Annotated in this window: 19 protein-coding genes; 9 read left to right on the forward strand and 10 right to left on the reverse strand. The window is 67.7% G+C overall.

Features of this window, described 5'->3' with window-relative positions; all coding sequences use genetic code 11:
- The first annotated feature begins 73 nt into the window (after positions 1 to 73).
- Positions 74 to 1,048 (forward strand): NADPH:quinone oxidoreductase family protein, encoded by a 975-nt coding sequence (locus tag QPK32_RS20820; RefSeq protein ID WP_290414710.1) that lies wholly within the window; start codon positions 74 to 76, stop codon positions 1,046 to 1,048.
- A gap of 200 nt (positions 1,049 to 1,248) precedes the next feature.
- On the opposite strand, the gene QPK32_RS20825 is transcribed toward QPK32_RS20820, so the two are convergent.
- Complete coding sequence (locus QPK32_RS20825; RefSeq protein ID WP_308632623.1) at positions 1,249 to 3,294, reverse strand: ATP-dependent DNA helicase; 2,046 nt, start codon at positions 3,292 to 3,294, stop codon at positions 1,249 to 1,251.
- Between the two features lie 17 nt (positions 3,295 to 3,311).
- Positions 3,312 to 3,512: a YdcH family protein gene (locus tag QPK32_RS20830; protein ID WP_036168848.1), complete on the reverse strand. Its 201-nt coding sequence runs from the start codon at positions 3,510 to 3,512 to the stop codon at positions 3,312 to 3,314.
- A 236-nt stretch (positions 3,513 to 3,748) separates the two neighbouring features.
- Between QPK32_RS20830 and QPK32_RS20835 the strand changes: the two genes are divergently transcribed.
- Entirely contained in the window at positions 3,749 to 4,507 is a 759-nt protein-coding gene (locus QPK32_RS20835; protein WP_290414711.1) for a PP2C family serine/threonine-protein phosphatase, read from the forward strand.
- 111 nt (positions 4,508 to 4,618) lie between these two features.
- Here the strand turns inward: QPK32_RS20835 and QPK32_RS20840 are convergent, their stop codons facing one another.
- From QPK32_RS20840 to QPK32_RS20865, 6 genes are all read right to left on the reverse strand, one after another.
- Complete coding sequence (locus QPK32_RS20840; RefSeq protein ID WP_290414712.1) at positions 4,619 to 5,293, reverse strand: hypothetical protein; 675 nt, start codon at positions 5,291 to 5,293, stop codon at positions 4,619 to 4,621.
- 44 nt (positions 5,294 to 5,337) lie between these two features.
- Positions 5,338 to 6,435, reverse strand: a complete 1,098-nt coding sequence (gene zapE, locus QPK32_RS20845; RefSeq protein WP_290414713.1) for a cell division protein ZapE — start codon at positions 6,433 to 6,435, stop codon at positions 5,338 to 5,340.
- Between the two features lie 71 nt (positions 6,436 to 6,506).
- Positions 6,507 to 7,940: a dihydrolipoyl dehydrogenase gene (lpdA, locus tag QPK32_RS20850; RefSeq protein ID WP_290414714.1), complete on the reverse strand. Its 1,434-nt coding sequence runs from the start codon at positions 7,938 to 7,940 to the stop codon at positions 6,507 to 6,509.
- A 54-nt stretch (positions 7,941 to 7,994) separates the two neighbouring features.
- Complete coding sequence (locus tag QPK32_RS20855; protein ID WP_290414715.1) at positions 7,995 to 8,327, reverse strand: PspC domain-containing protein; 333 nt, start codon at positions 8,325 to 8,327, stop codon at positions 7,995 to 7,997.
- 60 nt (positions 8,328 to 8,387) lie between these two features.
- Positions 8,388 to 9,677, reverse strand: coding sequence for a 2-oxoglutarate dehydrogenase complex dihydrolipoyllysine-residue succinyltransferase (gene odhB, locus QPK32_RS20860; RefSeq protein WP_290414716.1), 1,290 nt, complete (start codon positions 9,675 to 9,677; stop codon positions 8,388 to 8,390).
- Between the two features lie 71 nt (positions 9,678 to 9,748).
- Positions 9,749 to 12,604 (reverse strand): 2-oxoglutarate dehydrogenase E1 component, encoded by a 2,856-nt coding sequence (locus QPK32_RS20865; RefSeq protein WP_290414717.1) that lies wholly within the window; start codon positions 12,602 to 12,604, stop codon positions 9,749 to 9,751.
- A gap of 340 nt (positions 12,605 to 12,944) precedes the next feature.
- On the opposite strand from QPK32_RS20865, the gene QPK32_RS20870 reads away from it, so the two are divergent.
- Genes QPK32_RS20870 through QPK32_RS20890 form a run of 5 tightly spaced genes read left to right on the forward strand, consistent with a single transcriptional unit; the run spans position 12,945 to position 17,426 of the window.
- A complete protein-coding gene (locus tag QPK32_RS20870) occupies positions 12,945 to 13,616 on the forward strand; it encodes a PepSY-associated TM helix domain-containing protein (protein WP_290414718.1) in 672 nt (223 codons plus the stop codon).
- Positions 13,617 to 13,662: 46 nt separating this feature from the next.
- The gene (locus QPK32_RS20875; RefSeq protein WP_290414719.1) at positions 13,663 to 14,175 is read left to right on the forward strand and encodes a DUF2271 domain-containing protein; all 513 of its coding nucleotides are present in this window, start codon (positions 13,663 to 13,665) and stop codon (positions 14,173 to 14,175) included.
- Positions 14,176 to 14,185: 10 nt separating this feature from the next.
- A complete protein-coding gene (locus QPK32_RS20880) occupies positions 14,186 to 14,998 on the forward strand; it encodes a DUF4198 domain-containing protein (RefSeq protein ID WP_290414720.1) in 813 nt (270 codons plus the stop codon).
- Between the two features lie 3 nt (positions 14,999 to 15,001).
- Positions 15,002 to 16,075: an FAD:protein FMN transferase gene (locus tag QPK32_RS20885; protein WP_290414721.1), complete on the forward strand. Its 1,074-nt coding sequence runs from the start codon at positions 15,002 to 15,004 to the stop codon at positions 16,073 to 16,075.
- 7 nt (positions 16,076 to 16,082) lie between these two features.
- Positions 16,083 to 17,426, forward strand: coding sequence for a sulfite reductase subunit alpha (locus QPK32_RS20890; protein WP_290414722.1), 1,344 nt, complete (start codon positions 16,083 to 16,085; stop codon positions 17,424 to 17,426).
- Between the two features lie 8 nt (positions 17,427 to 17,434).
- Here the strand turns inward: QPK32_RS20890 and QPK32_RS20895 are convergent, their stop codons facing one another.
- On the reverse strand, positions 17,435 to 18,355 hold the full coding sequence (locus QPK32_RS20895) for an NADP-dependent oxidoreductase (RefSeq protein WP_290414723.1): 921 nt from the start codon (positions 18,353 to 18,355) through the stop codon (positions 17,435 to 17,437).
- A 100-nt stretch (positions 18,356 to 18,455) separates the two neighbouring features.
- Between QPK32_RS20895 and QPK32_RS20900 the strand changes: the two genes are divergently transcribed.
- The gene (locus tag QPK32_RS20900) at positions 18,456 to 18,878 is read left to right on the forward strand and encodes a helix-turn-helix domain-containing protein (protein ID WP_290414724.1); all 423 of its coding nucleotides are present in this window, start codon (positions 18,456 to 18,458) and stop codon (positions 18,876 to 18,878) included.
- On the opposite strand, the gene QPK32_RS20905 is transcribed toward QPK32_RS20900, so the two are convergent.
- On the reverse strand, positions 18,875 to 20,362 hold the full coding sequence (locus QPK32_RS20905) for a carboxylesterase/lipase family protein (protein WP_290414725.1): 1,488 nt from the start codon (positions 20,360 to 20,362) through the stop codon (positions 18,875 to 18,877). The genes QPK32_RS20900 and QPK32_RS20905 overlap by 4 nt on opposite strands.
- 277 nt (positions 20,363 to 20,639) lie before the next feature.
- Here QPK32_RS20905 and QPK32_RS20910 point away from each other — a divergent pair, with 277 nt between their 5' ends.
- The gene (locus tag QPK32_RS20910) at positions 20,640 to 22,364 is read left to right on the forward strand and encodes a PAS domain-containing methyl-accepting chemotaxis protein (protein WP_290414726.1); all 1,725 of its coding nucleotides are present in this window, start codon (positions 20,640 to 20,642) and stop codon (positions 22,362 to 22,364) included.

Genomic DNA, 22,364 nt, shown 5'->3' on the forward strand with positions numbered 1-22,364 from the left:
GTTGCGGGAACGCAGAAGGCCGAATGGGCCCATAATCCGATATTTACGTATCCGATAACAGGGAGAGAGAGACATGAAAGCCGTCGTCTGCAGGAACTGGGGGCCGCCGGACAGCCTGGCGCTGGAAGAGGTGCCGGACCCGCAGCCGGGGCCGGACCAGGTGGTCGTCGAGGTCAGGGCCGCCGGCGTCAATTTCCCCGACGTGCTGACCGTCCAGGGCAAGTACCAGGTCAAGCCGCCGCTCCCTTTTATCCCCGGCAACGAGTTCGCCGGCATCGTGCGCACCGTCGGGCCGGGCGTCACGGCGTTCGGCCCGGGCGACCGCGTGATCGGCTTCACCCGTACCGGCGCCTTCGCCGAACTGGCGCTGGCGCCCGTGTCCACGCTCGTGCCCATGCCCGCCGGCATGGACTTCGACGTGGCCGCCTCCGTCACCCTCACCTACGGGACGGCGCACCATGCGCTGGCCGACCGCGGGGCCCTGCAGCCCGGCGAGACGCTGCTGGTGCTGGGCGCGGCCGGCGGCGTCGGCCTGGCCGCGGTCGAGATCGGCAAGGCGCTGGGCGCGCGCGTGATCGCGGCGGCATCGAGCGCCGACAAGCTGGCCGTGTGCCGCGAATGCGGCGCCGACGTGTTGATCGACTATGAACGCGACGACTTGCGCGAGGCGATCCGCGCCGCCACCGACGGCCGCGGGCCGGACGTCATCGTCGATCCGGTCGGCGGCATCTACAGCGAGCCCGCGCTGCGCTCGATCGCCTGGCGCGGACGCCACCTCGTGGTCGGCTTCGCCAACGGCGCGATCCCGCAGGTGCCGTGGAACGTGATGCTGCTCAAGGGCGCTTCGGTGATGGGCGTGTTCTGGGGCGATTTCCAGCGCAAGGAGCCGGCCGCCAACGCGCAGGCGATGCGCACGATGCTGGACTGGATGATGGAAGGGAAGCTGCGGCCGCTGGTGTCGAAGCGCTATGCGCTGGCGGACACCGCGCACGCGCTGGAAGACATGGCGGCGCGGCGGGTGCTGGGCAAGGTCATTGTGGCACCGTAGGGTGGACGGCTCCGCCGTCCACGCGGTGATCGTTGACGGCTCCTTGCCCGTGCTCGATATCGGTTCGCAGGGGTCAGAGCCCGGTTCTTCTTTCAAAGGGCTCTGCCCCCGGTGTTCAGCCGCAAAGCCGAACCCGGCTGATCGACGGCAGGCAACTCCGGGGTCAGAGCCCTTTTAACAGCAACACCGGGCTCTGACCCCTACGGCAGGTTCTTGAAGAAGGCGATCACCTCTTCCTGCACCCGCGTACGCTTGAACGGCGGCAGGCTCTGCCAGATGCGCCGGCCGTAGGGCTTGCTGATCACGCGCGGGTCGCACAGCATCAGCACGCCGCGGTCGTCGACGTCGCGTATCAGGCGGCCGGCGCCCTGCTTCAGGTTGATGATGGCTTCCGGCAGCGTGTGGTGGACAAAGCCGTTCATGCCCTTCTTTTCCATCACTTCGATGCGCGCGGCCAGCACCGGGTCGTCGGGCGGGGCGAACGGCAGCTTGTCGATGATCACCAGCGACAGCGCCTCGCCGCGCACGTCCACGCCTTCCCAGAAGCTCTGGCTGCCCACCAGCACGGCATTGCCGGCGTTGCGGAAGGAATCGAGCAGCTCGGTACGGCCGCGCTCGCCCTGCACGAACAGGGGGAAGTCCAGGCCGCGGTCGGCGAATTCCTGGCGCAGGCGCTCGGCCACGCGGTTGACGGCGCGGATCGTCGTGCACAGGAAGAAGGTGCGCCCGCCGGCCGCCTCGATCACGGGCAGCGCCATGTCGACGACGGCGTCGGTATAGCCCATCGTGTTCGGCTCGGGCAGGCCGGTCGGCACGTACAGGATGCCCTGCTCCGGATAATTGAAGGGGCTGGGCCAGGTGTGGGCGGGCTCGCCCGTCATGCCGAGCTGGGCGGTGAAGTGCTTGAAGTCGTTCTTCACGGCCAGCGTCGCGGACGTGAAGATCCAGCTGCGCGGCGCGCCGGCGCGCTGGCCGGCGAAGATCGGCGCGATCGACAGCGGCGTCTTGTGCAGCTGCAGCGCGGAGGCGAAGGCCTCGACCCACAACACGGCGTCGTCGCCCTCGATCTCCTTGCCTTTCTTGGGCTCGGACTTCCAGGCCTTGTACTGTTCCAGCAGCTCGACGGCGCGCACGCGGCACTGTTCCAGCGTCTCCGCGCGCTCGGCGTTTTCTTCCAGCACGTCGATCAGGCCTTCGAGTTCCTCCTTCAGCTTTTCCAGCGCCGGGAAGAAGCCGGAATCCGGCGCGATCTGGGGCAGCGACAGGCGCGTGCCGCTGTCCGGGAACGTGAGGCGCAGGTCGCGCGCCGCCTTTTCGACCGTCGTCACGGCCTTGGCCCAGTCGACGCCGGCGCGCGCGTGCGCCAGGCCTTCGGCCAGCACGTCGCGGCACAGCTCCAGCACCTGCGAAGTCGAGACCGAGGTGCCGAAGAACAGCGTGGCCACTTCCGGCAGCTGGTGCGCCTCGTCGAAGATGATGGTATTGGCGGACGGCAGCAGCTCGGCCATGCCGCCTTCCTTGAGCGCCACGTCGGCGAAGAACAGGTGGTGGTTGACGACGACGACGTCGGCCTGCTGCGCCTCGCGGCGCGCCTTCATCACGAAGCAATCCTGGTAGTACTGGCATTCCTGCCCGAGGCAGTTCTCGCGCGTCGAGGTCACCAGGTTCCACACCGACGCCGTTTCCGGCACCTTGGTCAGCTCGGACTTGTCGCCCGACTGGCTCATCTTGACGAAGCGCGAGATCTCGCGCAGGTGGCCGACGTCGTCGCGCGAGGTCAGGCGCCCGTTCGACAGCGTACGCTCCAGGTGGTAGTGGCAGACGTAGTTCGAGCGGCCCTTGAGCAGCGCCACCGAGACGGGCGCGCGCAAGGCGGCGCGCACGTTCGGGATGTCGCGCGAGAACAATTGGTCCTGCAGGTTCTTGGTCCCCGTCGAGACGATGGTCTTGCCGCCCCACAGCAGGGCCGGCACCAGGTAGGCGAAGGTCTTGCCCGTGCCGGTGCCGGCTTCGGCGATCAGGGTGCCCTGGGTGCCGATCGCGTGCGCGATGGCCTTGGCCATTTCGGTCTGCGACTGGCGCGGCTTGAAGCTGCCGACGGCGGGCGCGAGCGGGCCGCCGGCGCCGAAGATGCGGTCGACCTCGGCATCGTACTTGCCGGGCGCCTGCTCGGGCGCCGTGCCGGCGGTGTCGGGAGAAAGCGGTGCGCCGGCATCGAGGCCGGCTGGAGGGAGATGGTCGGTCAAGGGAAAGCGGAATTCGATCAGGCCGGAACGTCCGGCACCAGCTGCATTTTCAGCAGCGTGATGTGGTCCTTCAGCTGCAGCTTGCGCTTTTTCAGGCGGCGCAGCTGCAATTGATCGGTGTGACCGTCACGGGTCAGCATGTCTATGACAGCGTCGAGGTCGCGGTGTTCCACGTCGAGTTCAATAATGCGGCGCTGGATCTCCTGGACGTCGATCATGTCAATTCCGAACAATATCTAAAGGCTGGGGTGGGAAGGATGCGCGGTCTGCCGAGCCGTTGCGGATCGGCTCCAAGGCTTTAGCGTCTTGCAATTACCGGCTTGCAACTATAGTGCAACTCGGTGCATAGTTTAATCTACCCCGCCGTTGCCGCCAACAAAGATCGCAAGGCGGCGTCGGAAAGCGACGCTTTGGCTGCCCATTGCCGTGTCTCATTGTCTTATCCCGTGTATTTATGATGCCGTATAGAATCGAAGCAGGCACCGCGCAGCACATCAGCAACCGGCCCCGGCAGAACGACAGGGCGGCACTGATGAAGGGGGCCAGGGCGCCCGGCTACGTGCTGGCGGTCCTGTCCGACGGCATCGCCGGCGCGGCCGCGTCGGAACAGGTGCTGCACACCGCCAAGCAGGTCTTCGACGCGTTCAAGCCCGGCGACCGCCCTTCCATCGCGCGCCTGCACCAGCTGCTGCGCGACATCGTCCAGGAAACCCACCTGGTCATCAAGATGAACGCCGTCACGACGCAGGCCGAGGTCCATGCCAGCTTCGTCGGCCTCGTATTGACGCCGTACGGCGAGGCGGCCTGGGCGCACGTGGGGGATTCCCGCCTGTACCACTTCCAGGAAGGCTCCTGCGTGGCGCGCACGGGCGACGCGGACTACGTCGAGCACCTGGTGTCGAGCGACCGCCTGCCGCCGGACGCGGCCAGGAGCCACCGCAAGTCCAGGCTGCTGCTGAATGTCCTGGGCAATAGCCGCAAGGAACCGTTCGTCACGGTCGGCCAGCACGCCGTCCTGGCGCCGGGCGACGTCTTCCTGCTGTGCTCGGACGGGCTGTGGCATTTCTTCACCGACGCCGAGCTGGGCGCCGTCACGGCCCGGAACAGCCCGCGCCAGGCGTCCGAGCTACTCATCGCCAAGGCCAACGAACGCTCGCAGGGCAAGGGCGGCAACTGCACGATGGCGATCGTGAAACTCGTCGATACGGCGTAGGGTGGACGGCACAGCCGTCCACGCGGCGATACGTAACGGCGCCGATATCGAGCACGGGCACGGAGCCGCCAACAATCACCGCGTGGACGGCACAGCCGTCCACCCTACCCATCATTTGCCTGCAGCGGCGTCCTTGGCCTTCTGCTCGGCTTCCTTGGCTTCCTTGGCCGCGCGCTCGGCCTTGCGCTGGGCCACCTTGGCCTGGCGCTTCTCGGATTCGGCCTTGCGCTCTTCGTAGTTGCGCACGTTCTGGGCGCGCTTGCCCGCCTGCTGCGCGTCCTTGCGTTCTTCCTCCTGCACGCGCTTGGCATGGTCGGCCTCGCGCTTGGCCAGCGTCGGCTTCGGCGGGGCGGCCGGCGGCTTCGGTTCCGCCTTGGGTTTCGGCGGCTGGGCGGCGAGCTCGGCTTCCTTTTCCTGGAAGCGGCGCTCGGCCTCGGCCACTTGGCGGTCGCGGTTCTCGACGACGGCCTCGCGCTTGAAGCGCTGGGCCTGCACCTCGATCGCGCGCTGGGCCGCCAGCGCCGTGCGGCGCTGCTCCTTGGCCTCGTCCAGGCAATTATTCACAAAGAATTTGGCATAGCAGACCGTGACCCTGGCATTGAAGCGGGCCTCGATGGCGGCGCGCTCGCGCGCCACGGCGGCCAGTTGCTGGTCGGCCTCGGCGACCGAGGTCACGGGCGGGGGCGGCGCCTCGTGCGGAACGGCCTCGGGGGTCGTGCCGCAGGCGGCCAGCAGCATCGACAGGCTCAGGGCCAGGATGCTGCCGATGGAAAAACGGTTGGTCATCGGTTCCTCTTGGTGGGCATCAATCAAACATCGCCATGCAGGCATCAAGCCAACGCATCGGCGGCGCCGCGGCGATCGGCCAGCATGTATTCGCGCGACTGCATCTCGATGATACGCGACACGGTACGGTGGAACTCGTTCGACATCGCGCCTTCCGTGTACAGCTGCTCGGGTTCGACCTCGGCCGACATGATCAGCTTGACCTTGTGGTCGTAGAACACGTCGATCAGCCAGGTGAAGCGGCGCGCCTCGGACGACATCGACGCGGACATGCGCGGCACGGCCGACAGGATCACGGTGTGGAACTGGGCGGCCAGTTCCAGGTAGTCATTCTGGGAACGCGGGCCGCCGCACAGCGTGGCGAAGTCGAACCAGATGACGCCGCCGGCGCGCCGCAGCGCCTTGAGTTCGCGCTGTTCGATGCGCACGCGCGGATCCTCGTCGGCGGTATCGGCCACCTTTGCATAGGTGTCGCGCAGCGCCTTGTCGGCGGCGGCGCCCAGCGGCGTGTAGTAGGCCTGCACCTGCTCCAGCGCGCGGTGGCGGTAGTCGATGCCGGCATCGACGTTCATCACGTCCAGCTTGTCCTTGAGCAGGGCGATGGTCGGCAGCATGCGGTCGCGGTGCAGGCCGTCCGGGTACAGCTTGTCGGGGTCGTAGTTCGAGGTCATCACGAAGGAGACGCCGTACTCGAACAGTTTCGACAGCAGGTTGTACATGATCATCGCGTCGGCCACGTCGCTCACGTGGAATTCGTCGAAGCAGATCAGGCGGTATTTCTTGGCGATGCGCTTGGCGACCTCGACCAGCGGATCCTCGACGCCCTTCAGTTCGTCGAGCTGGCGGTGCACGGCGCGCATGAACTCGTGGAAGTGCAGGCGCGTCTTGCGCACCACGGGCACGACCGAATAGAAGCTGTCCATGAGGAAGGACTTGCCGCGTCCCACCCCGCCCCACATGTAGACGCCGCGCGGCACCTCGGGACGGTTGAGCAGGCGCTTGAGCGTGGACGAGCGCTGCGACTTGTACTGCACCCACTCGTCGTAGGCCTGCTGCAGGCGGTCGACGGCGCGCTGCTGCGCCGCATCGGACTTGAATCCGCGCTCGGTCAGCGCGTGCTGGTAATACTCTTGGACGTTCATGGGATGGACAACATAAAAATGTGGGGTGGACGGCGACGCCGTCCACCCCACGCCCGGTCATGCGGCCGGGATTAGAAGTTCAGCGAACGCTTGTCGACGGCGAGCGCGGCTTCCTTGGTCGCTTCCGACAGCGTCGGGTGCGCGTGGCAGATGCGGGCGATGTCTTCGGCCGAGGCCTTGAACTCCATCGCGACCACGGCTTCCGAGATCAGCTCGGACGCGACCGGGCCCACGATGTGCACGCCCAGGATCTCGTCGGTGGCGGCATCGGCGATGACCTTGACCATGCCGGTGGTGTCGCCCAGCGCGCGCGCACGGCCGTTGGCCATGAACGGGAAGGTGCCGGCCTTGTAGGCCACGCCGTCTTTCTTGAGCTGCTCTTCGGTGCGGCCGACCCAGGCGATTTCCGGCGAGGTGTAGATCACCCACGGGATGGTGTTGAAGTTGACGTGGCCATGCTGGCCGGCGATGCGCTCGGCCACCGCGACGCCCTCTTCTTCCGCCTTGTGCGCCAGCATCGGGCCGCGCACGACGTCGCCCACCGCCCAGATGCCCGGCACGCCGGTGCGGCACTCGTCGTCCACGGCGATGAAGCCGCGCTCGTCGAGCTGCAGGCCGACCTTGTCGAAGCCCAGGCCGTTGGTGTTCGGCACGCGGCCGATCGAGACGATCAGGCGGTCGAACGTGGCGGTCTGCGCCGCGCCGGTCGCGTCGGCGTATTCGACGGTGACGTTGTCGGCGCCCTTGGTGATGTTACCGATCTTCACGCCCAGGTGGATGGCCAGGCCCTGCTTGGTGAAGGCCTTGTGCGCTTCCTTGGCGATCTGCTGGTCGACAGCGCCCAGGAAGGTCGGCAGGCCTTCCAGCACGGTGACCTGCGCACCGACGCGGCGCCATACGGAACCCATTTCCAGGCCGATCACGCCGGCGCCGATCACGCCCAGCTTGGCCGGGACGGCGTCGATGGCCAGCGCGCCGGTGTTCGACAGGATGATCTTCTCGTCGAACGGCGCGTTCGGCAGTTCGCGCGGGTTCGAGCCGGTGGCGACGATGACGTTCTTGGCGCTGATGGTGTCCGTGGTCGGACCCGTCACGTCGATGGTGAAGCCCTCGCCTTCCTTGCCGGCGAAGGTGCCGCGGCCGTGGAAGAAGGTGACCTTGTTTTTCTTGAACAGGTAGACGATGCCGTCGTTGTTGGCCTTGACGACGCCATCCTTGCGCTTGAGCATCTGCGCCAGGTCCAGCTCCAGGCCCGACACGTTGATGCCGTGTTCCTTGAAGGCGTGGCCGGCGTGCTCGAAGTGCTCCGACGATTGCAGCAGCGCCTTCGACGGAATGCAGCCGACGTTGGTGCAGGTGCCGCCCAGGGCCGGGCCGCCCTTGGCGTTGACCGCATCGTCGATGCAGGCGGTCTTGAAGCCCAGCTGGGCTGCGCGGATGGCGGCGACGTAGCCGCCAGGACCGCCGCCGATCACGACGACGTCGAATTGTTTTTCAGTGCTCATTGATCGTTTCCTTTTGTGCCCGGCCGCGGGTGCGCGGCGGCCGGGTTTCCGAATTCATTCTTCTGGTACGAAGATCCACAACAACAGGTAAATCACCGCGCCGAATCCGAAGGTCAGGGTGAACAGGGTGAAGACAAGGCGCCAGATCCAGGCCTCGACGCCCGAGGCCACGGCCAGGCCGCCGCACACGCCGCTCAGCCAGCGGTCGGTGCGCGAGCGGCGCAGCGCGTTCAGCTCCGAGGCGAAGCTGCCGTCGCCGGCCGCCGTCTTGTTCAGGCTCACCCGTTCCGAGGCCAGGACTTTCGCCTTGGCCTGTTCGAATTCGGCGTCGGTCAGGGCGCCGGCCTGGTGCAGTTCGTGCAAACGCTTGATTTCATCGGAGATCATGGTCTTCCTCCATCAGACAACACAACACGGCACCGGGCACGTGCCCTTCCCGGCAGCAAATTACAGGTCGAGCAGCAGGCGGGCCGGATCTTCCAGCGCTTCCTTCATGGCGACCAGGCCCAGGACGGCTTCGCGGCCGTCGATGATGCGGTGGTCGTACGACATCGCCAGGTAGTTCATCGGGCGGATCACGATCTGGCCGTTTTCCACCACGGCGCGGTCCTTGGTCGCGTGCACGCCCAGGATCGCCGACTGCGGCGGGTTGATGATCGGGGTCGACAGCATCGAGCCGAACACGCCGCCGTTCGAGATCGAGAACGTACCGCCGGTCAGGTCTTCCAGCGTCAGCTTGCCGTCCTTGGCCTTGGCGCCGAATTCGCCGATCTTCTTCTCGATGTCGGCGATCGACATCTGGTCGGCATTGCGCAGGATCGGGACGACCAGGCCGCGCGGCGAACCGACGGCGATGCCGATGTCGAAGTAGCCGTGGTAGATGATGTCGTTACCGTCGACCGAGGCGTTCAGGATCGGGTACTTCTTCAGGGCGTGCACGGCGGCCTTGACGAAGAAGGACATGAAGCCCAGCTTGACGCCGTGTTCCTTCTCGAACTTGTCCTTGTACTTGTTACGCAGGTCCATGACCGGCGCCATGTTCACTTCGTTGAACGTGGTCAGGATCGCGTTGGTCTGTTGCGATTGCAGCAGGCGCTCGGCGATACGGGCACGCAGGCGGCTCATCGGCACGCGCTCTTCCGGACGGTCGCCCAGGTTCGGGGCCGGTGCGGCGACTTGCTGCAGTGCCGGCCGGGCCGCCGCTGCGGTGGCAGCCTGCTGTGCCAGCGGGGCCGGTGCGGCCGGCGCGACGGCCGGCTTGCCGGCGACGGCGGCCAGGGCATCGCCCTTGGTCACGCGGCCGTCACGGCCGGTGCCGGTGGCATCCGCGGTCGTCAGGTTGTTGTCGGCCAGGATCTTGGCGGCGGCCGGCATGGCGACGTCCGACTTCGCACCGCCGGCGGCGGCGGCCGGTGCCGAGTGCGGCGCCGGGGCGACGGCCGGGGCATTGTCGACCGGCGCGGCGGTGATCGAGATCGGGCTGGTCTGGGCCGAACCTTCGGTATCGATGATGGCGATGGTTTCGCCGGCAACGACAGTGGCGCCGTCGTTCTTGATGATTTGCACGATCACGCCGGCGTTCGGGGCCGGCAGTTCCAGGACCACCTTGTCGGTCTCGATGTCGATCATGTTCTCGTCGCGCGAGACGGCCTCGCCGACTTTCTTGTGCCACGACAGCAGGGTTGCTTCCGCAACGGATTCCGACAGCTGGGGTACCTTGACTTCGATTTGTGCCATTTAAAACTCCAAATATTTATTCTGTGCGAAACCCCGCGCCGGGTGGCGCGGGGCCGGTCATGACGCTGTGCTTACTTGGTCAGCACGAAGCCCTTCAGCTTCGCGAACGCGGTATCCAGCAACTCCTTTTGCTGCGCCACGTGCTTGTCGGCATAGCCGACGGCCGGGGCGGCGGAAGCGGGGCGGCCTGCGTACGACAGGCGCTGGCCGGCTTCCATGCTCTCGAAGATGTTGTGCTGGATCTGGAACCACGGGCCCTGGTTCTGCGGCTCGTCCTGCGCCCACACGACTTCGGTCGCGTTCGGGAAGCGCTTGAGCTCCGCCTGGAACGCCTTGTGCGGGAACGGGTACAGCTGCTCCATGCGGATGATCGCGGTGTCCGTCACGTTGCGCGTCTTGCGGGTATTCACCAGGTCGTAGTAGACCTTGCCCGAGCAGACGATCACGCGCTTGACCTTGTTGGCGTCGATCTTGTCGTCCAGTTCGCCGATGACGGTCTGGAAGCCGCCCTTGGCCAGGTCGGTCAGCGGCGAGCCGGCGTCCTTGTTACGCAGCAGCGACTTCGGCGTGAAGATCACCAGCGGCTTGCGGAACTGGCGCACCATCTGGCGGCGCAGCAGGTGGAAGATCTGGGCCGCGGTGGTCGGCTGGACCACTTGCATATTGTGGTCGGCGCACAGCTGCAGGAAGCGCTCGATACGGGCCGACGAGTGTTCCGGACCCTGGCCTTCGTAGCCGTGCGGCAGCATCAGCACGAGACCCGAGGCACGGCCCCACTTCACTTCGCCGGAGGCGATGAACTGGTCGATGACGACCTGCGCACCGTTGACGAAGTCGCCGAACTGGCCTTCCCAGATGGTCAGGGTGTTCGGTTCGGCGGTCGAGTAGCCGTATTCGAAGCCCAGGACCGCTTCTTCCGACAGCACGGAGTCGATCACGGTGAACTGCGCCTGGTTGTCCTGGACGTTGGCCAGCGGCAGGTAGATGCCCTGGTCCCAGCGCTCGCGGTTCTGGTCGTGCAGCACGGCGTGGCGGTGCACGAAGGTGCCGCGGCCGGCATCCTGGCCCGACAGGCGCACGGCGTAGCCGGAGGCCAGCAGCGATGCGTAGGCCAGGTGTTCGCCCATGCCCCAGTCGAGGTTCATCTCGCCGCGGCCCATCGTGGCGCGGTCGGCCAGCACCTTCTCGACCAGCGAGTGCAGCTTGAAGTTTTCCGGTACGGTCGTGATGCGCTGCGACAGGCGTTTCAGCTCGGTCAGCGGCACGGCGGTGTCGGCGGCGTCGGTCCACTTCTTGTTCAGGAACGGCGCCCAGTCGACGGCGTACTTGTTCTTGAAGTCGGTCAGGACCGGATCGACGGTGGTCTTGCCGGCGTCCATCGCGTTGCGGTAGGCCGCGACCATCTGGTCGCCGCCGTCGGCGGCGATGGTGCCTTGCGCAGCCAGCTTGTCCGCGTACATCTTGCGGGTGCCCGGGTGCTTGGCGATCTTCTTGTACATCAGCGGCTGGGTCAGGGCCGGGGTGTCCTGCTCGTTGTGGCCCAGCTTGCGGTAGCAGACGATGTCGACGACGACGTCCTTGTGGAACTCGGTGCGGTAGTCCATGGCGATCTGGGTCGCCAGCACGACGGCTTCCGGATCGTCGCCGTTCACGTGCAGCACCGGCGCCTCGATCATCTTGACCACGTCGGTGCAGTACAGCGTCGAACGGGCGTCGCGCGGGTCCGAGGTGGTGAAGCCGATCTGGTTGTTGATGACGATGTGGACGGTACCGCCGGTGCCGTAGCCGCGGGTCTGGGCCAGGTTCAGGGTTTCCATGACCACGCCCTGGCCGGCGAAGGCGGCGTCGCCGTGCACCAGGATCGGCAGCACTTCCTTGCCCTTGCGGTCGCCGCGGCGTTCCATGCGCGCCTTGACCGAACCCTCGACGACCGGGTTCACGATTTCCAGGTGCGACGGGTTGAACGCCAGCGACAGGTGGACCGGGCCGCCCGGGGTCGAGATGTCGCTCGAGAAGCCCTGGTGGTATTTCACGTCGCCCGACGGCAGGTCGTCGGCGTGCTTGCCTTCGAATTCCTCGAACAGGTCGGCCGGGCTCTTGCCCAGGGTGTTGACCAGGACGTTCAGGCGGCCGCGGTGGGCCATGCCGATGACGATTTCCTGGACGCCCTGCTCGCCGGCGCGCTGGATCACTTCATCCATCGACGCGATGAACGATTCGCCGCCTTCCAGCGAGAAGCGCTTGGCGCCGACGTACTTCGTGTGGAGGTAGCGCTCCAGGCCTTCGGCCGCGGTCAGGCGCTCGAGGATGTGCTTTTTCTTTTCTGCCGTGAACGCCGGGGTCGAGCGGATCGACTCCAGGCGCTCCTGCAGCCAGCGCTTCTCGGTCGGATCGCTGACGTACATGAATTCGGCGCCGACGTCGCGGCAATAGGTTTCGCGCAGCATGTTCAGCAGGTCGCGCAGCGAGGCGCTTTCCTTGCCGAAGTAGGTGTTGCTGATGTTGAACACGGTGTCCAGGTCGGCTTCGGAGAAACCGTAGAAGGACGGGTCGAGTTCGGGAATCGGGGGACGTTCCTGGCGCTGCAGCGGGTCCAGCGTGGCCCAGCGCGAGCCGAGGTAGCGGTAGGCGGCGATCAGCTGGGTGACGGCGACGCGCTTGCGGCCGAGTTCGGCGTCCGGGGAGGCGGTGACGGTGCGGATCGGGCCCTGCTTGGCGCGCTCGGCGAAGGAAGCGATCACGGAGGAGTGGTCGACGTCCGGCTTCTCGCTGCCATCGACGGCAGGCATGTGCTGCATCGCGTCGAAGTAAGCGCGCCAGTTGTCCGGGACCGAACCCGGATTGCTCAGGTACGCTTCGTACAACTCTTCCACATACGGCGCATTACCGCCGAACAGGTATGAGTTGGCGTTATATTGTTGCATCATTCTTGCTCACCTTTCTTCGCGTTTCGCGAGGTTGGGGCGGGTTAATCTAACCTTCCGCGACACGGCCTGACCGGTTAGCGGATCGCACTACTACTCAAGTTGTGGGGGGAAGGACTCGTAAGAACTTCGAGGCATATCAATGCAGCGGACTGCCTAATTTGCGCACGATATTGTAACGCAACGATGTCAAAGCGGTTGACTCCGCAGCCACATTTTATTTGTTACTAAAATGCAGTTACCCGCATTTGTATTTTATTAGCGGAATTACACAAAACCATCTGCCTAAAGTTGGGTCAATTGCCGAGTTGACCCACTAAATGATAATCGTTATCATTTACTGATGGACTCCACCGGCCCCTCCCCTTCCGTATCGACCGCTGCCGCCCCCGCCCTGCCGGGCGCGCGCCGTGCACTGTTCCTGCGCCACCTGCACCAGTGGCACTGGATCAGCTCCGCCATCTGCCTGATGGCCATGCTGCTGTTCGCCTTCACCGGCTTCACGCTGAACCACGCGTCGCAGATCGAGGCCAAGCCGCAGGTCGTGCGCGAGAAGGCGACGCTGCCCGCGCCCTTGCGCACCCAGCTGGAGGCATTCGCCGCGGCCCACCCGGACGCGAAGCTGCCGCTGCCGGCCGAGCTGTCGGACTGGGCCGAAGCGACGTTTCCCGTGCAGGTGCGCGGCGTGCGCGCCGAGTGGAGCGAGGAAGACGCCTACGTCGCCCTGCCCCGCCCGGGCGGCGACGCCTGGCTGCGCATGGGCGCGGACGGCCAGGCCGAATACGAAAAGACCGACCGCGGCTGGATCTCGTGGCTGAACGACATGCACAAGGGCCGCAATGCCGGCACCGTGTGGAGCTGGTTCATCGACATCTTCGCCATCGCCTGCGTCGTGTTCTGCATCACCGGCTTCCTGATCATGAAGTACCACGCGGCCAACCGGCCGTCGACCTGGCCCGTGATCGGTTTGGGCATCGTCCTGCCGGCCGTGATCGCCCTCCTGTTCGTGCACTGAACGGGCCATCGCCTATTTTTTAGTCAACCACCGTCCGAAAGGCCTTATGAAACTGTCCCATTCGCTCGCCCTCACCCTGCCGCTCGCCTCCGGCTGGGCGGTGGCCGCCGACCTGTCCGTCAAGTTCGACCTGCCGCAGCTGAACGTGGCCGAATACCACAAGCCCTATGTGGCGATCTGGATCGAGCGTCCGGACCAGACCGTTGCTTCCACGCTGTCGGTCCTGTACGACGTCAAGAAAAACAATAATGCGGGCGAAAAATGGGTCAAGGACCTGCGCACCTGGTGGCGCAAGGCCGGCCGCGACGCCAGGCTGCCGATCGACGGCGTCAGCGGCGCCACCCGCGCCGCCGGCACCCATACGCTGAATTTCGGCCCCGCCATCACGGGCCTGGACAAGCTGCCGGCCGGCGACTACAAGCTGGTCGTCGAAGCGGCGCGCGAAGGCGGCGGCCGCGAGCTGGTGCGCGTGCCCTTCACCTGGCCCGCCAAGGGCAAGGTGACGGCGGAAGCGGCCGGCAAGGAAGAACTGGGCAAGGTCGCCGTCGCGATCCAATAAGGAGACAGCAATGCGTAACAACAAGATGATCAAGCAGCTCGCCATCGCCGTGGCATTGGCCGGCGTCGCCGTCGCGGCCCAGGCCCACCGTCCGTGGATGATCCCGAACACGTCCATCATCGAAACCGACCGCGAAGCCTGGGTCACGATCGACGGCGCCATTTCCGAAGGCCTGTTCGAGAACGACTTCATGCCGCTCAAGATGGACGGCCTGACCGTGACGGGCCCGGACGGCGCCACCGCCCCGGCCCCGGCCGCCGTGATGGGCAAGCACCGTTCCAGCGTGGACATCCTGCTGCCCAAGGACGGCACCTACCGCATCACGCTCGGCGCCAACAACCTCATGGGCAGCTACAAGCTGAACGGCGAGACGAAGCGCTTCCGCGGCAACGACGCCCCGCCGGCCGGCGCCACCGACGTCAAGACCACCACCATGGTCCAGCGCCAGGACACCTTCGTCACGCTCAACAAGTCCAGCGACGGCGCCCTGAAGCCGACGGGCAGCGGCCTGGAGATGGTTGCACTCAGCAACCCGACCGAGCTGCGCGCCGGAGAAACGGCGAAGTTCCGCTTCCAGCTGGACGGCAAGCCGCTGGCCAACTTCCCGTTCAGCCTGATCCCGGGCGGCGTCAAGTACCGCGGCACGCTGAACGAGACCCGCTTGACGACCGACGCCAACGGCGAAGCGAGCTTCAAGCTGCCGGCGCCGAACATGTACTGGCTGAGCGCCGCCTACCCCGCCAATGCCCCGCGCGGTCCGGGCGTGGAACAGCCTGCCAAGCGCTACAGCTACTCGGCGACCTTCGAGATCCTGCCGGAGTAAGCATTGATTCCGCAGCTGGCCCCCGAGCGCGCCGTCCTGATCCCCGCCGCCATCGATCCCGCGCTGCCGCCCGCCGGCAGCCGCCTGCACACGCTCGCGGGCACGTCGATGGGGACGGGCTGGTCGGCACGCTTCATGGTGCCTGCGTCGGCACCGGCGGGACTGGAAGGCGGTCTGCGGCGCCTGCTGCAGGCGGAACTCGACCTCGTGGTGGCCCAGATGAGCCACTGGGAGCCGGATTCGCTGCTGTCGCGCTTCAATGCGGCGCCGGCCGGCAGCTGGACCGACCTGCCCGACGCCTTCTACGAGGTGGTCGACTACGCGCTGCGGGTACGCGACGACACGCACGGCGCCTACGACCCGGCCGCCGGCGCGCTGGTGAACCTGTGGGGCTTCGGTCCCGTCCGCCGGTACGACCAGGCCGGCTTCTATGCGCCGGCCGCGGATGCCGTCGCCGCCGTCATGACGGGGCGAGGGGCGGCACGCGTGGAACTCGACCGGGAACGGCGGCGCCTGCTGCAACCGGGCGGCGCCCTGCTCGACCTGTCCTCGGTGGCGAAGGGCTACGCCGTCGACCGCCTCGCCCTGTGCCTGGAACGCCATGGCCTGCGCCACTACGTCGTCGAAGCGGGCGGGGAATTGCGCGGGGCCGGCGTGAAGGAGGACGGCCAGCCGTGGTGGATCGAGGTCGAAGGCGTGCCGGATGCGGAAACGCCTGAAACCGTCGTCGCGCTGCACGGCCTGGCGATCGCCACCTCGGGCGACTATCGCCGTTATTTCTGGCAAACCCATGGCCAACCGGCCCACGGCCGGCGTGCTTCGCACACGCTCGATCCACGCACGGGCTGGCCCATCGCCCACGACACCGCCTCGGTCACGGTGCTGGCGTCCAGCTGCATGGCGGCCGACGCGCTGTCCACGGCGCTGAACGTGCTGGGCCCGCAGGACGGCCTGGCCTTCGCCGAGGAACGCGCCATCGCCGCCCGCTTCCTCGTGCGGCGCGGCGCCGGCCCGGCCGCACTCGCCGAATACAGCTCGTCCGCCTGGCGCGCCATGCTCGACGCCTCGCCTGAATGAACCCCGCATGACCTTCACGACCGAACCCCTGCGCTGGGGCGGCGCCCTGGCGCTGACCGGCAGCTACCTCGCACTGTGCGCCGGCATCTGGCGCGCCCAATGGCGCAAGCGCGCCGTCGCCAACGCGCCGGCCGACTGGCTGGTGGTGTACGCCAGCCAGACCGGCAATGCGCACTACCTGGCCGAGCGCAGCGCCGAGCTGCTCGCCACCGGCGGGCTGTCGGCGCGCGCCGCCTGCATCTCCACGCTCGACCTGGACCTGCTGCGCGGCGCCACGCAAGTGCTGTTCATCGCCGCCACCTACGGCGAAGGCGATGCGCCCGACACGGCCGCGCCCTTCGCCGGCCGCCTGATGGCCGCCGGCGCCGACCTGGCGCACCTGCACTACGCCGTGCTGGCGCTGGGCGACGCCAGCTATGCGAACTACTGCGGCTTCGGCCGCGCCCTGGACGCCTGGCTGGCGCAGCAGGGGGCGACGCGCCTGTTCGAGCGCATCGACGTCGACCGCGGCGACACCCGCGCGCTGGCCGCCTGGCAGCACCACGTCGGCCGCCTGGCCGGCACCGCCGACGCGCCCGACTGGGAAGCGCCGGCCTACGGCGCATGGCGCATCGGCGAGCGCCTGCTCCTGAACCCCGGCAGCGCCGGCGCGCCGCTGTACCGGCTGGCGCTGCTGCCGGCGAGCGGCAGCCTGCCCGCCTGGGAAGCAGGCGACCTGGCCCAGGTGAGCCCGCCGTCCGACCCGGCGCACCCGCGCGAATACTCGATCGCCTCGATCCCGTCCGAAGGCCGGCTGGAACTGCTGGTGCGCCTGCAGCGGCGCGAGGACGGCACGCCCGGTGCCGCCTCCGGCTGGCTGTGCGAGGGCGCCGCCGGCGACGATGCCATCCAGCTGCGCATCCGCGCGCACCAGCGCTTCCGCCTGGGGGAGAACGCGCGCCGCCCCCTCGTGGCGATCGGCAACGGCAGCGGCCTGGCCGGCCTGCGCGCCCTGCTCAAGGCCCGCATCAATGCCGGCGTCGACGACAACTGGCTGCTGTTCGGCGAACGCAACGCGGCGCACGACTTCCTGCTACGGGACGAGCTGCGGGGCTGGCACGACGCCGGCTGGCTCAAGCGCCTGGACCTCGCCTTCTCGCGCGACGGGGCGCAGCGCCGCTACGTGCAGGACCTGCTGCGCGCGAACGCCCGGCACGTCGCCGACTGGGTCGAGCGCGGCGCCGCCATCTACGTGTGCGGCAGCCTGCAGGGCATGGCCGGCGGCGTGCACGAGGCGCTGGTCGAGATCCTGGGAGAAGAAACGCTGGATGCGCTCACGGCCGATGCGCGCTACCGGCGCGACGTGTACTGACGCGCCGCTCAGGGCCGGATCAGCACCTTGCCCGTCTTGTTCGCTTCCTGCGCGACCGCCGCCTCTTCCTGCGCGTAGATGCGCGAGATGTGCGGCACCAGCTCGCCGCGCACCACCATGGCGACGAGGTTCTCCAGCTTTTCGCGCAAGGTGCCCGGCCCCGTGCCGCCGGCCAGGAACTCGGCGCGCACGCCCGCGGGCGGCGGGGGCGGCTGGTCGAACAGGCTGAACACGCGACCGCCCGGGTTCATGGCCGGGTAGACGCTGGCAATGCTGGCCGCGCTGACGCCGTCCACCACCAGGTCGATGTCGTGCAGGCCGCGCGCGTAGTGCTGGTCGGCATAGTCCAGCACCTCGTCGGCGCCCAGTTCGCGCACGAAGCCGGCCTTGGCGGCCGACGCGACGCCGATCACGTGGGCGCCGATGCGGCGCGCCATCTGGACGGCGAAGTGGCCCACGCCGCCGGCCGCGCCCTGCACCAGCACTCGCTGGCCGGGCTGCAGCTCGCCCAGCGCGATGATCGCCGACCATGCCGTCAGGCCGGCCACGGGCAGCGACGCCGCCTGCTCGAAGCCGACGCCGTCCGGGATGCGCGCGACGTCGCCCGCGCTCACCTTCACGTATTCGCCATAGCCGCCCGTGTTGGGCATCAGGCCGCCGAACACGCGCGTGCCCGGCGCCAGGTCGGCGCCCACGCCGGCCTCCACCACCGTGCCGGCGAAGTCCGAACCGGCCGTGTACGGGCGCGGCGCGTACTCGCGCAGGTAACCTTCGCGCACGCGCTTGTCGACCGCGTTCACGGAACCGAATTCCACCTTCACCAGCACCTCGCCGGGCCCCGGCACGGGGCGGGCGACCTGGCGCACCTGCAGCAATTCCGGGCCGCCTTCGCCTTCCACCAGCACCGTCTTCATCGTTTGGTCCATCATGGCTCTCCACATAAAAGGAAGCCGCATGATAAATTTCCGGCATCCGGCGTCAATTAGGCACCGCCCCGTCACCAGGTCACCCCGAGGTAACCAGTCAACCATGAAGATGTCGAACGAAGAGGCGCTGCTGTCGCCCTGCCGCGGGCGCGCACTGCTCGCGGACCTGCAACTTGCGGACAAGTGGACCACGCTGATCCTGTACGGACTGCTGGAGGGGCCGCTGCGCTTCAACGAGATCCGCCGCCGCATCGACGGCGTCTCGCAGAAGATGCTGTCGCAAAGCCTGCGCGGGCTGGAGCGCAACGGCCTGGTGGCGCGCGCCGTGATGGACACGGCGCCCGTCACCGTCGAATACAGCCTGACGCCGCTGGGCCGCACGCTCGACGTGCTGGTACGCACGATGTTCGACTGGATCGGCGCGCACGAGGAGGAACTGCTGCGCGCCCAGGCCGACTACGATGCCCGCCATGGCGACGGGCCGCGGCCGTCCGTGCATGCGCACGGACTCGTGATCCGCCGCTAGCGCGCGGCCTGCGCGGCCGGCGCCGCGCGCGCCGCATCGATCTCGGCGCCCCATGGATCCTGCTGCGCCACCGCCTTGCCGTTGGCCGAGAAATCCATGATCGCGTCCTTGCCCGCGTCGTAGCGCGGCCAGGACGGCAGGCGCTTGCCGTTCGGGTCGCCCTTCTTCGCGAAGTTCACCAGGTAGGCGCTCATTGTCTTGCCCATGCCGATGTCGCGGCGCGTGGCCTGGTCGCCGTACTTGACGTCCGTGGTGGCGAAGAAGTAGGGGATGTCGGTCGCATGGCGGGCGCCCCCTGCCACCGCTGCCTTGCCGAGCGAATCGGCCACGTAGGAGAAGCGGTAGGCGTACACGGGCACGCCCTGGCGCGCCAGCGTGGCGGCCAGGCTGCGCGCGCCGGCCACCATGAAGCCGGCCTTGCCGCCGATGTCGGCGCTGGTGGCGCCGATCATCACGGGCACGCGCGCGAAGCGGCCGGCATTGAAGGCGGCAAGCGAATCGACGGCCAGGCGGCCGTCGACGAAGGGACCGGTGAAGGCGTCCGGCCCCGCCGCGCCGCGGCCGGCCAGGTTCATGCCGTCGACGATGGCGTCGGGCGGCAGTGCGCGCAGCTTCTCCTGCGCCTGCGGGTCGTCGGCCGCGATGCCCTTGGTCGCGCCGAACGCCACGCCGGCCTGCTCGGCCTTCGCCAGGCCCGGGTCCTGGGTGCGGCCCTCGCCGCCCGACAGCACGGCCGCCTTGGCGAACAGGCCCTGCGCCAGCGGCGACGTGAGCAGCGTGTTGACGGCCATGCCGCCGGCCGACTCGCCGATGATGGTGACGTTGGCAGGGTCGCCGCCAAAGGCGCCGGCATTGCGCTGCACCCACTTCAATGCCGCCAGCTGGTCCATGAACGCGTAGTTGCCGAGCAGGCTGTCGCCCCCCTGCGCCTCGCGCGTGAGCTGCGGATGGGCGAAGAAGCCGAAGCGGCCCAGGCGGTAGTTGAAGCTGACCACGACGGCGCCCTGCTTCGCCAGCGGCGCGCCCGAATAGGTCGGCGGCGAGGACCCGCCGTTGACGAAGCCGCCGCCGTAGATCCAGACGATCACGGGCAGCTTGCCCGCTGCCTTGGCATGGGTCGGCTTCCAGACATTGACGAACAGGCAGTCCTCGGACGGCGCCGTGCCCAGCGGCGCGGCATCGCTGGGGAACGGCAGCTGCATGCAATCGCTGCCGTAGTTGCGCGCGTCGCGCACCCCGTCCCAGGCCGCCACCGGTTGCGGCGCGCGCCAGCGCAGGGGGCCGACCGGCGCCTGCGCGAACGGGATCCCCTTCCAGCTGGCGACGCCGTCCGCGCTGGCGCCGGCCACCTTGCCGCTGTCGAGCGTGGCGAGCGGCGCGTCGGCCGTGGAGTTGGCGGCAGTGGCGGCAGCGGAAGCGGCGCCGGTGGCGGCCAGGCATGCCAGCGCGAGCGCCAGCGAAGAAACGGAATGGGAACGGGACATCGTGCGGGTCTCCTTGATAAAAGGTCATGTGCCGGGCGAACGCTGCGTCCGGCTGGCGTCCCGATGCTAACCACGTGTTGCCATCGCGTCAATCATGCAGCGACCGACCGTCGTGGCCATCCGAACAACGAAATCGGCATTTTTTCGCGCACGATTGAAAAAATGTTGGAATTTCCGCCTGGAAAATGATTAAATCACCAGCTTAGTTTCCCGGCAGCTACTATTTCGGTGTGTATCGTTGCTTCGGGACCCCGTGCAAGACAACCAGACGACGACGATGCAAACGACCGTGGAACACCATCCCTCCCAATCCGACAAGCGCCTGCACATGGCGCTCGCTGCCCTCGACGCCATCAACCGCACCCAGGCGGTGGCCGAATTCGACCTGAACGGCCAGCTGCTGCACGCGAACCAGAACTTCCTCGACACGATGGGCTATACCCGCGCCGAGGTGACGGGCCGCCACCACCGCACGTTCTGCCTGCCGGCCTTCGTGGCCTCGGAAGACTATGCCGTGTTCTGGCAGGCGCTGGCCCAGGGCCATCCCTGCAGCGGCGACTACATGCGGGTGGCGAAGAACGGCGCCACGCTGTGGCTGCGCGCCTCGTACAACCCCGTGTTCGACGCCGACGGCAAGCCCGTCAAGGTGATCAAGTTCGCCACCGACATCACGGCCGACAAGCTGCGCCAGGCCGACTTCGAAGGGCGCATGCGCGCGCTCGACCGCGTGCAGGCCGTGATCGAATTCGACCTCGAGGGCCGCATCCTGCACGCCAACCAGAATTTCCTCGATGCGATGGGCTACGGCCTCGACGAGATCGTCGGCCAGGAGCACGCGATGTTCTGCGAACCGGCGTTCGGCCGCTCGCACGACTACCGCCTGTTCTGGAAGCACCTGGCCGACGGCCAGTTCCATGCCGGCGAATTCAAGCGCGTCGCCAAGGACGGCCGCGTCGTCTGGCTGCAGGCGACCTACAACCCGATCTTCGACGCCGGGGGCAAGCCGGTCAAGGTCGTGAAGTTCGCCACCGACATTACCGCGCAGAAGATGCGCGATGCCGAGACGCGCGGCAAGATCGATGCGATCGGCCGCTCGCAGGCCATGATCGAGTTCGACCTGCGCGGCAACGTGCTGGCCGCGAACGAGAACTTCCTGCGCACCATGGGCTACGTCGAGGACGAAGTGATCGGCCGCCACCACAGCATGTTCTGCGATCCGGCGCACGTGAAGAGCGCCGCCTACCGCCACTTCTGGGCCAACCTGGCCCAGGGCCAGTTCCAGTCGGGCCGCTTCTGCCGCCGCGGCAAGCACGATGCCGACATCTGGATCCTGGCGACCTACAATCCCATCCTGGACGCCAACGGCAAGCCCTACAAGGTCGTCAAGTTCGCGATGGACGTCACCGAGCAGGTGCACCGCGAGGAGCTGGTGCGCAGCAAGATCAAGGCCATTTCCGGCGTGCTGACGGGACTGACCCAGTCGATCGCCTCGATCGCCCAGGCATCGCAGCAGTCGGCCGGCCTGGCCACGCAGACCCAGGGCGAGGCGGCGCAGGGCAGCAAGCTGCTGGCCCGCTCGCGCGATGCGATGACGGCGATCCAGACCTCGTCCGGCGAAGTGCGCGAGATCATCGACACCATCGGCGACATCGCCGGCCAGACCCACCTGCTCGCGTTCAACGCCGCGATCGAGGCGGCGCGCGCGGGCGCCCACGGCGCCGGCTTCTCGGTCGTCGCCAACGAAGTGCGCAAGCTGGCCGAGAAGTCGGCGCAGGCGGCGCGCGAGATCGCCAAGCTGATCAACGAAACCGTCGGCCGCGTGGGCGAAGGCACGCGCCTGGCCGCCGAGGTCGAGGAAGCGTTCGCCAGCATCGTCCAGTCGGTCGCCGAGACCAGCGCATCGATCGGCCAGATCCACGCCTCGACCAGCGCCCAGGCCGGCGCCACGCAGGATGCCTCGGCCCTGCTGCAGGAGCTGGAAAGCATCGCGACGGAGCGCTGA

Source organism: Massilia sp. YIM B02763, from assembly GCF_030412015.1.
GTDB lineage: Bacteria > Pseudomonadota > Gammaproteobacteria > Burkholderiales > Burkholderiaceae_D > Telluria.

Coding starts and splice junctions, on each gene's coding strand:
- QPK32_RS20880 (WP_290414720.1), top strand. CDS start 14,186: ATGCGTAACAACAAGATGATCAAGCAGCTCGCCATCGCCGTGGCATTG.
- QPK32_RS20900 (WP_290414724.1), top strand. CDS start 18,456: ATGAAGATGTCGAACGAAGAGGCGCTGCTGTCGCCCTGCCGCGGGCGC.
- QPK32_RS20835 (WP_290414711.1), top strand. CDS start 3,749: ATGATGCCGTATAGAATCGAAGCAGGCACCGCGCAGCACATCAGCAAC.
- QPK32_RS20870 (WP_290414718.1), top strand. CDS start 12,945: ATGGACTCCACCGGCCCCTCCCCTTCCGTATCGACCGCTGCCGCCCCC.
- QPK32_RS20840 (WP_290414712.1), bottom strand. CDS start 5,293: ATGACCAACCGTTTTTCCATCGGCAGCATCCTGGCCCTGAGCCTGTCG.
- zapE (WP_290414713.1), bottom strand. CDS start 6,435: ATGAACGTCCAAGAGTATTACCAGCACGCGCTGACCGAGCGCGGATTC.
- QPK32_RS20820 (WP_290414710.1), top strand. CDS start 74: ATGAAAGCCGTCGTCTGCAGGAACTGGGGGCCGCCGGACAGCCTGGCG.
- QPK32_RS20895 (WP_290414723.1), bottom strand. CDS start 18,355: ATGATGGACCAAACGATGAAGACGGTGCTGGTGGAAGGCGAAGGCGGC.
- QPK32_RS20905 (WP_290414725.1), bottom strand. CDS start 20,362: ATGTCCCGTTCCCATTCCGTTTCTTCGCTGGCGCTCGCGCTGGCATGC.
- QPK32_RS20830 (WP_036168848.1), bottom strand. CDS start 3,512: ATGATCGACGTCCAGGAGATCCAGCGCCGCATTATTGAACTCGACGTG.
- QPK32_RS20875 (WP_290414719.1), top strand. CDS start 13,663: ATGAAACTGTCCCATTCGCTCGCCCTCACCCTGCCGCTCGCCTCCGGC.
- QPK32_RS20910 (WP_290414726.1), top strand. CDS start 20,640: ATGCAAACGACCGTGGAACACCATCCCTCCCAATCCGACAAGCGCCTG.
- QPK32_RS20890 (WP_290414722.1), top strand. CDS start 16,083: ATGACCTTCACGACCGAACCCCTGCGCTGGGGCGGCGCCCTGGCGCTG.
- lpdA (WP_290414714.1), bottom strand. CDS start 7,940: ATGAGCACTGAAAAACAATTCGACGTCGTCGTGATCGGCGGCGGTCCT.
- QPK32_RS20865 (WP_290414717.1), bottom strand. CDS start 12,604: ATGATGCAACAATATAACGCCAACTCATACCTGTTCGGCGGTAATGCG.
- QPK32_RS20855 (WP_290414715.1), bottom strand. CDS start 8,327: ATGATCTCCGATGAAATCAAGCGTTTGCACGAACTGCACCAGGCCGGC.
- odhB (WP_290414716.1), bottom strand. CDS start 9,677: ATGGCACAAATCGAAGTCAAGGTACCCCAGCTGTCGGAATCCGTTGCG.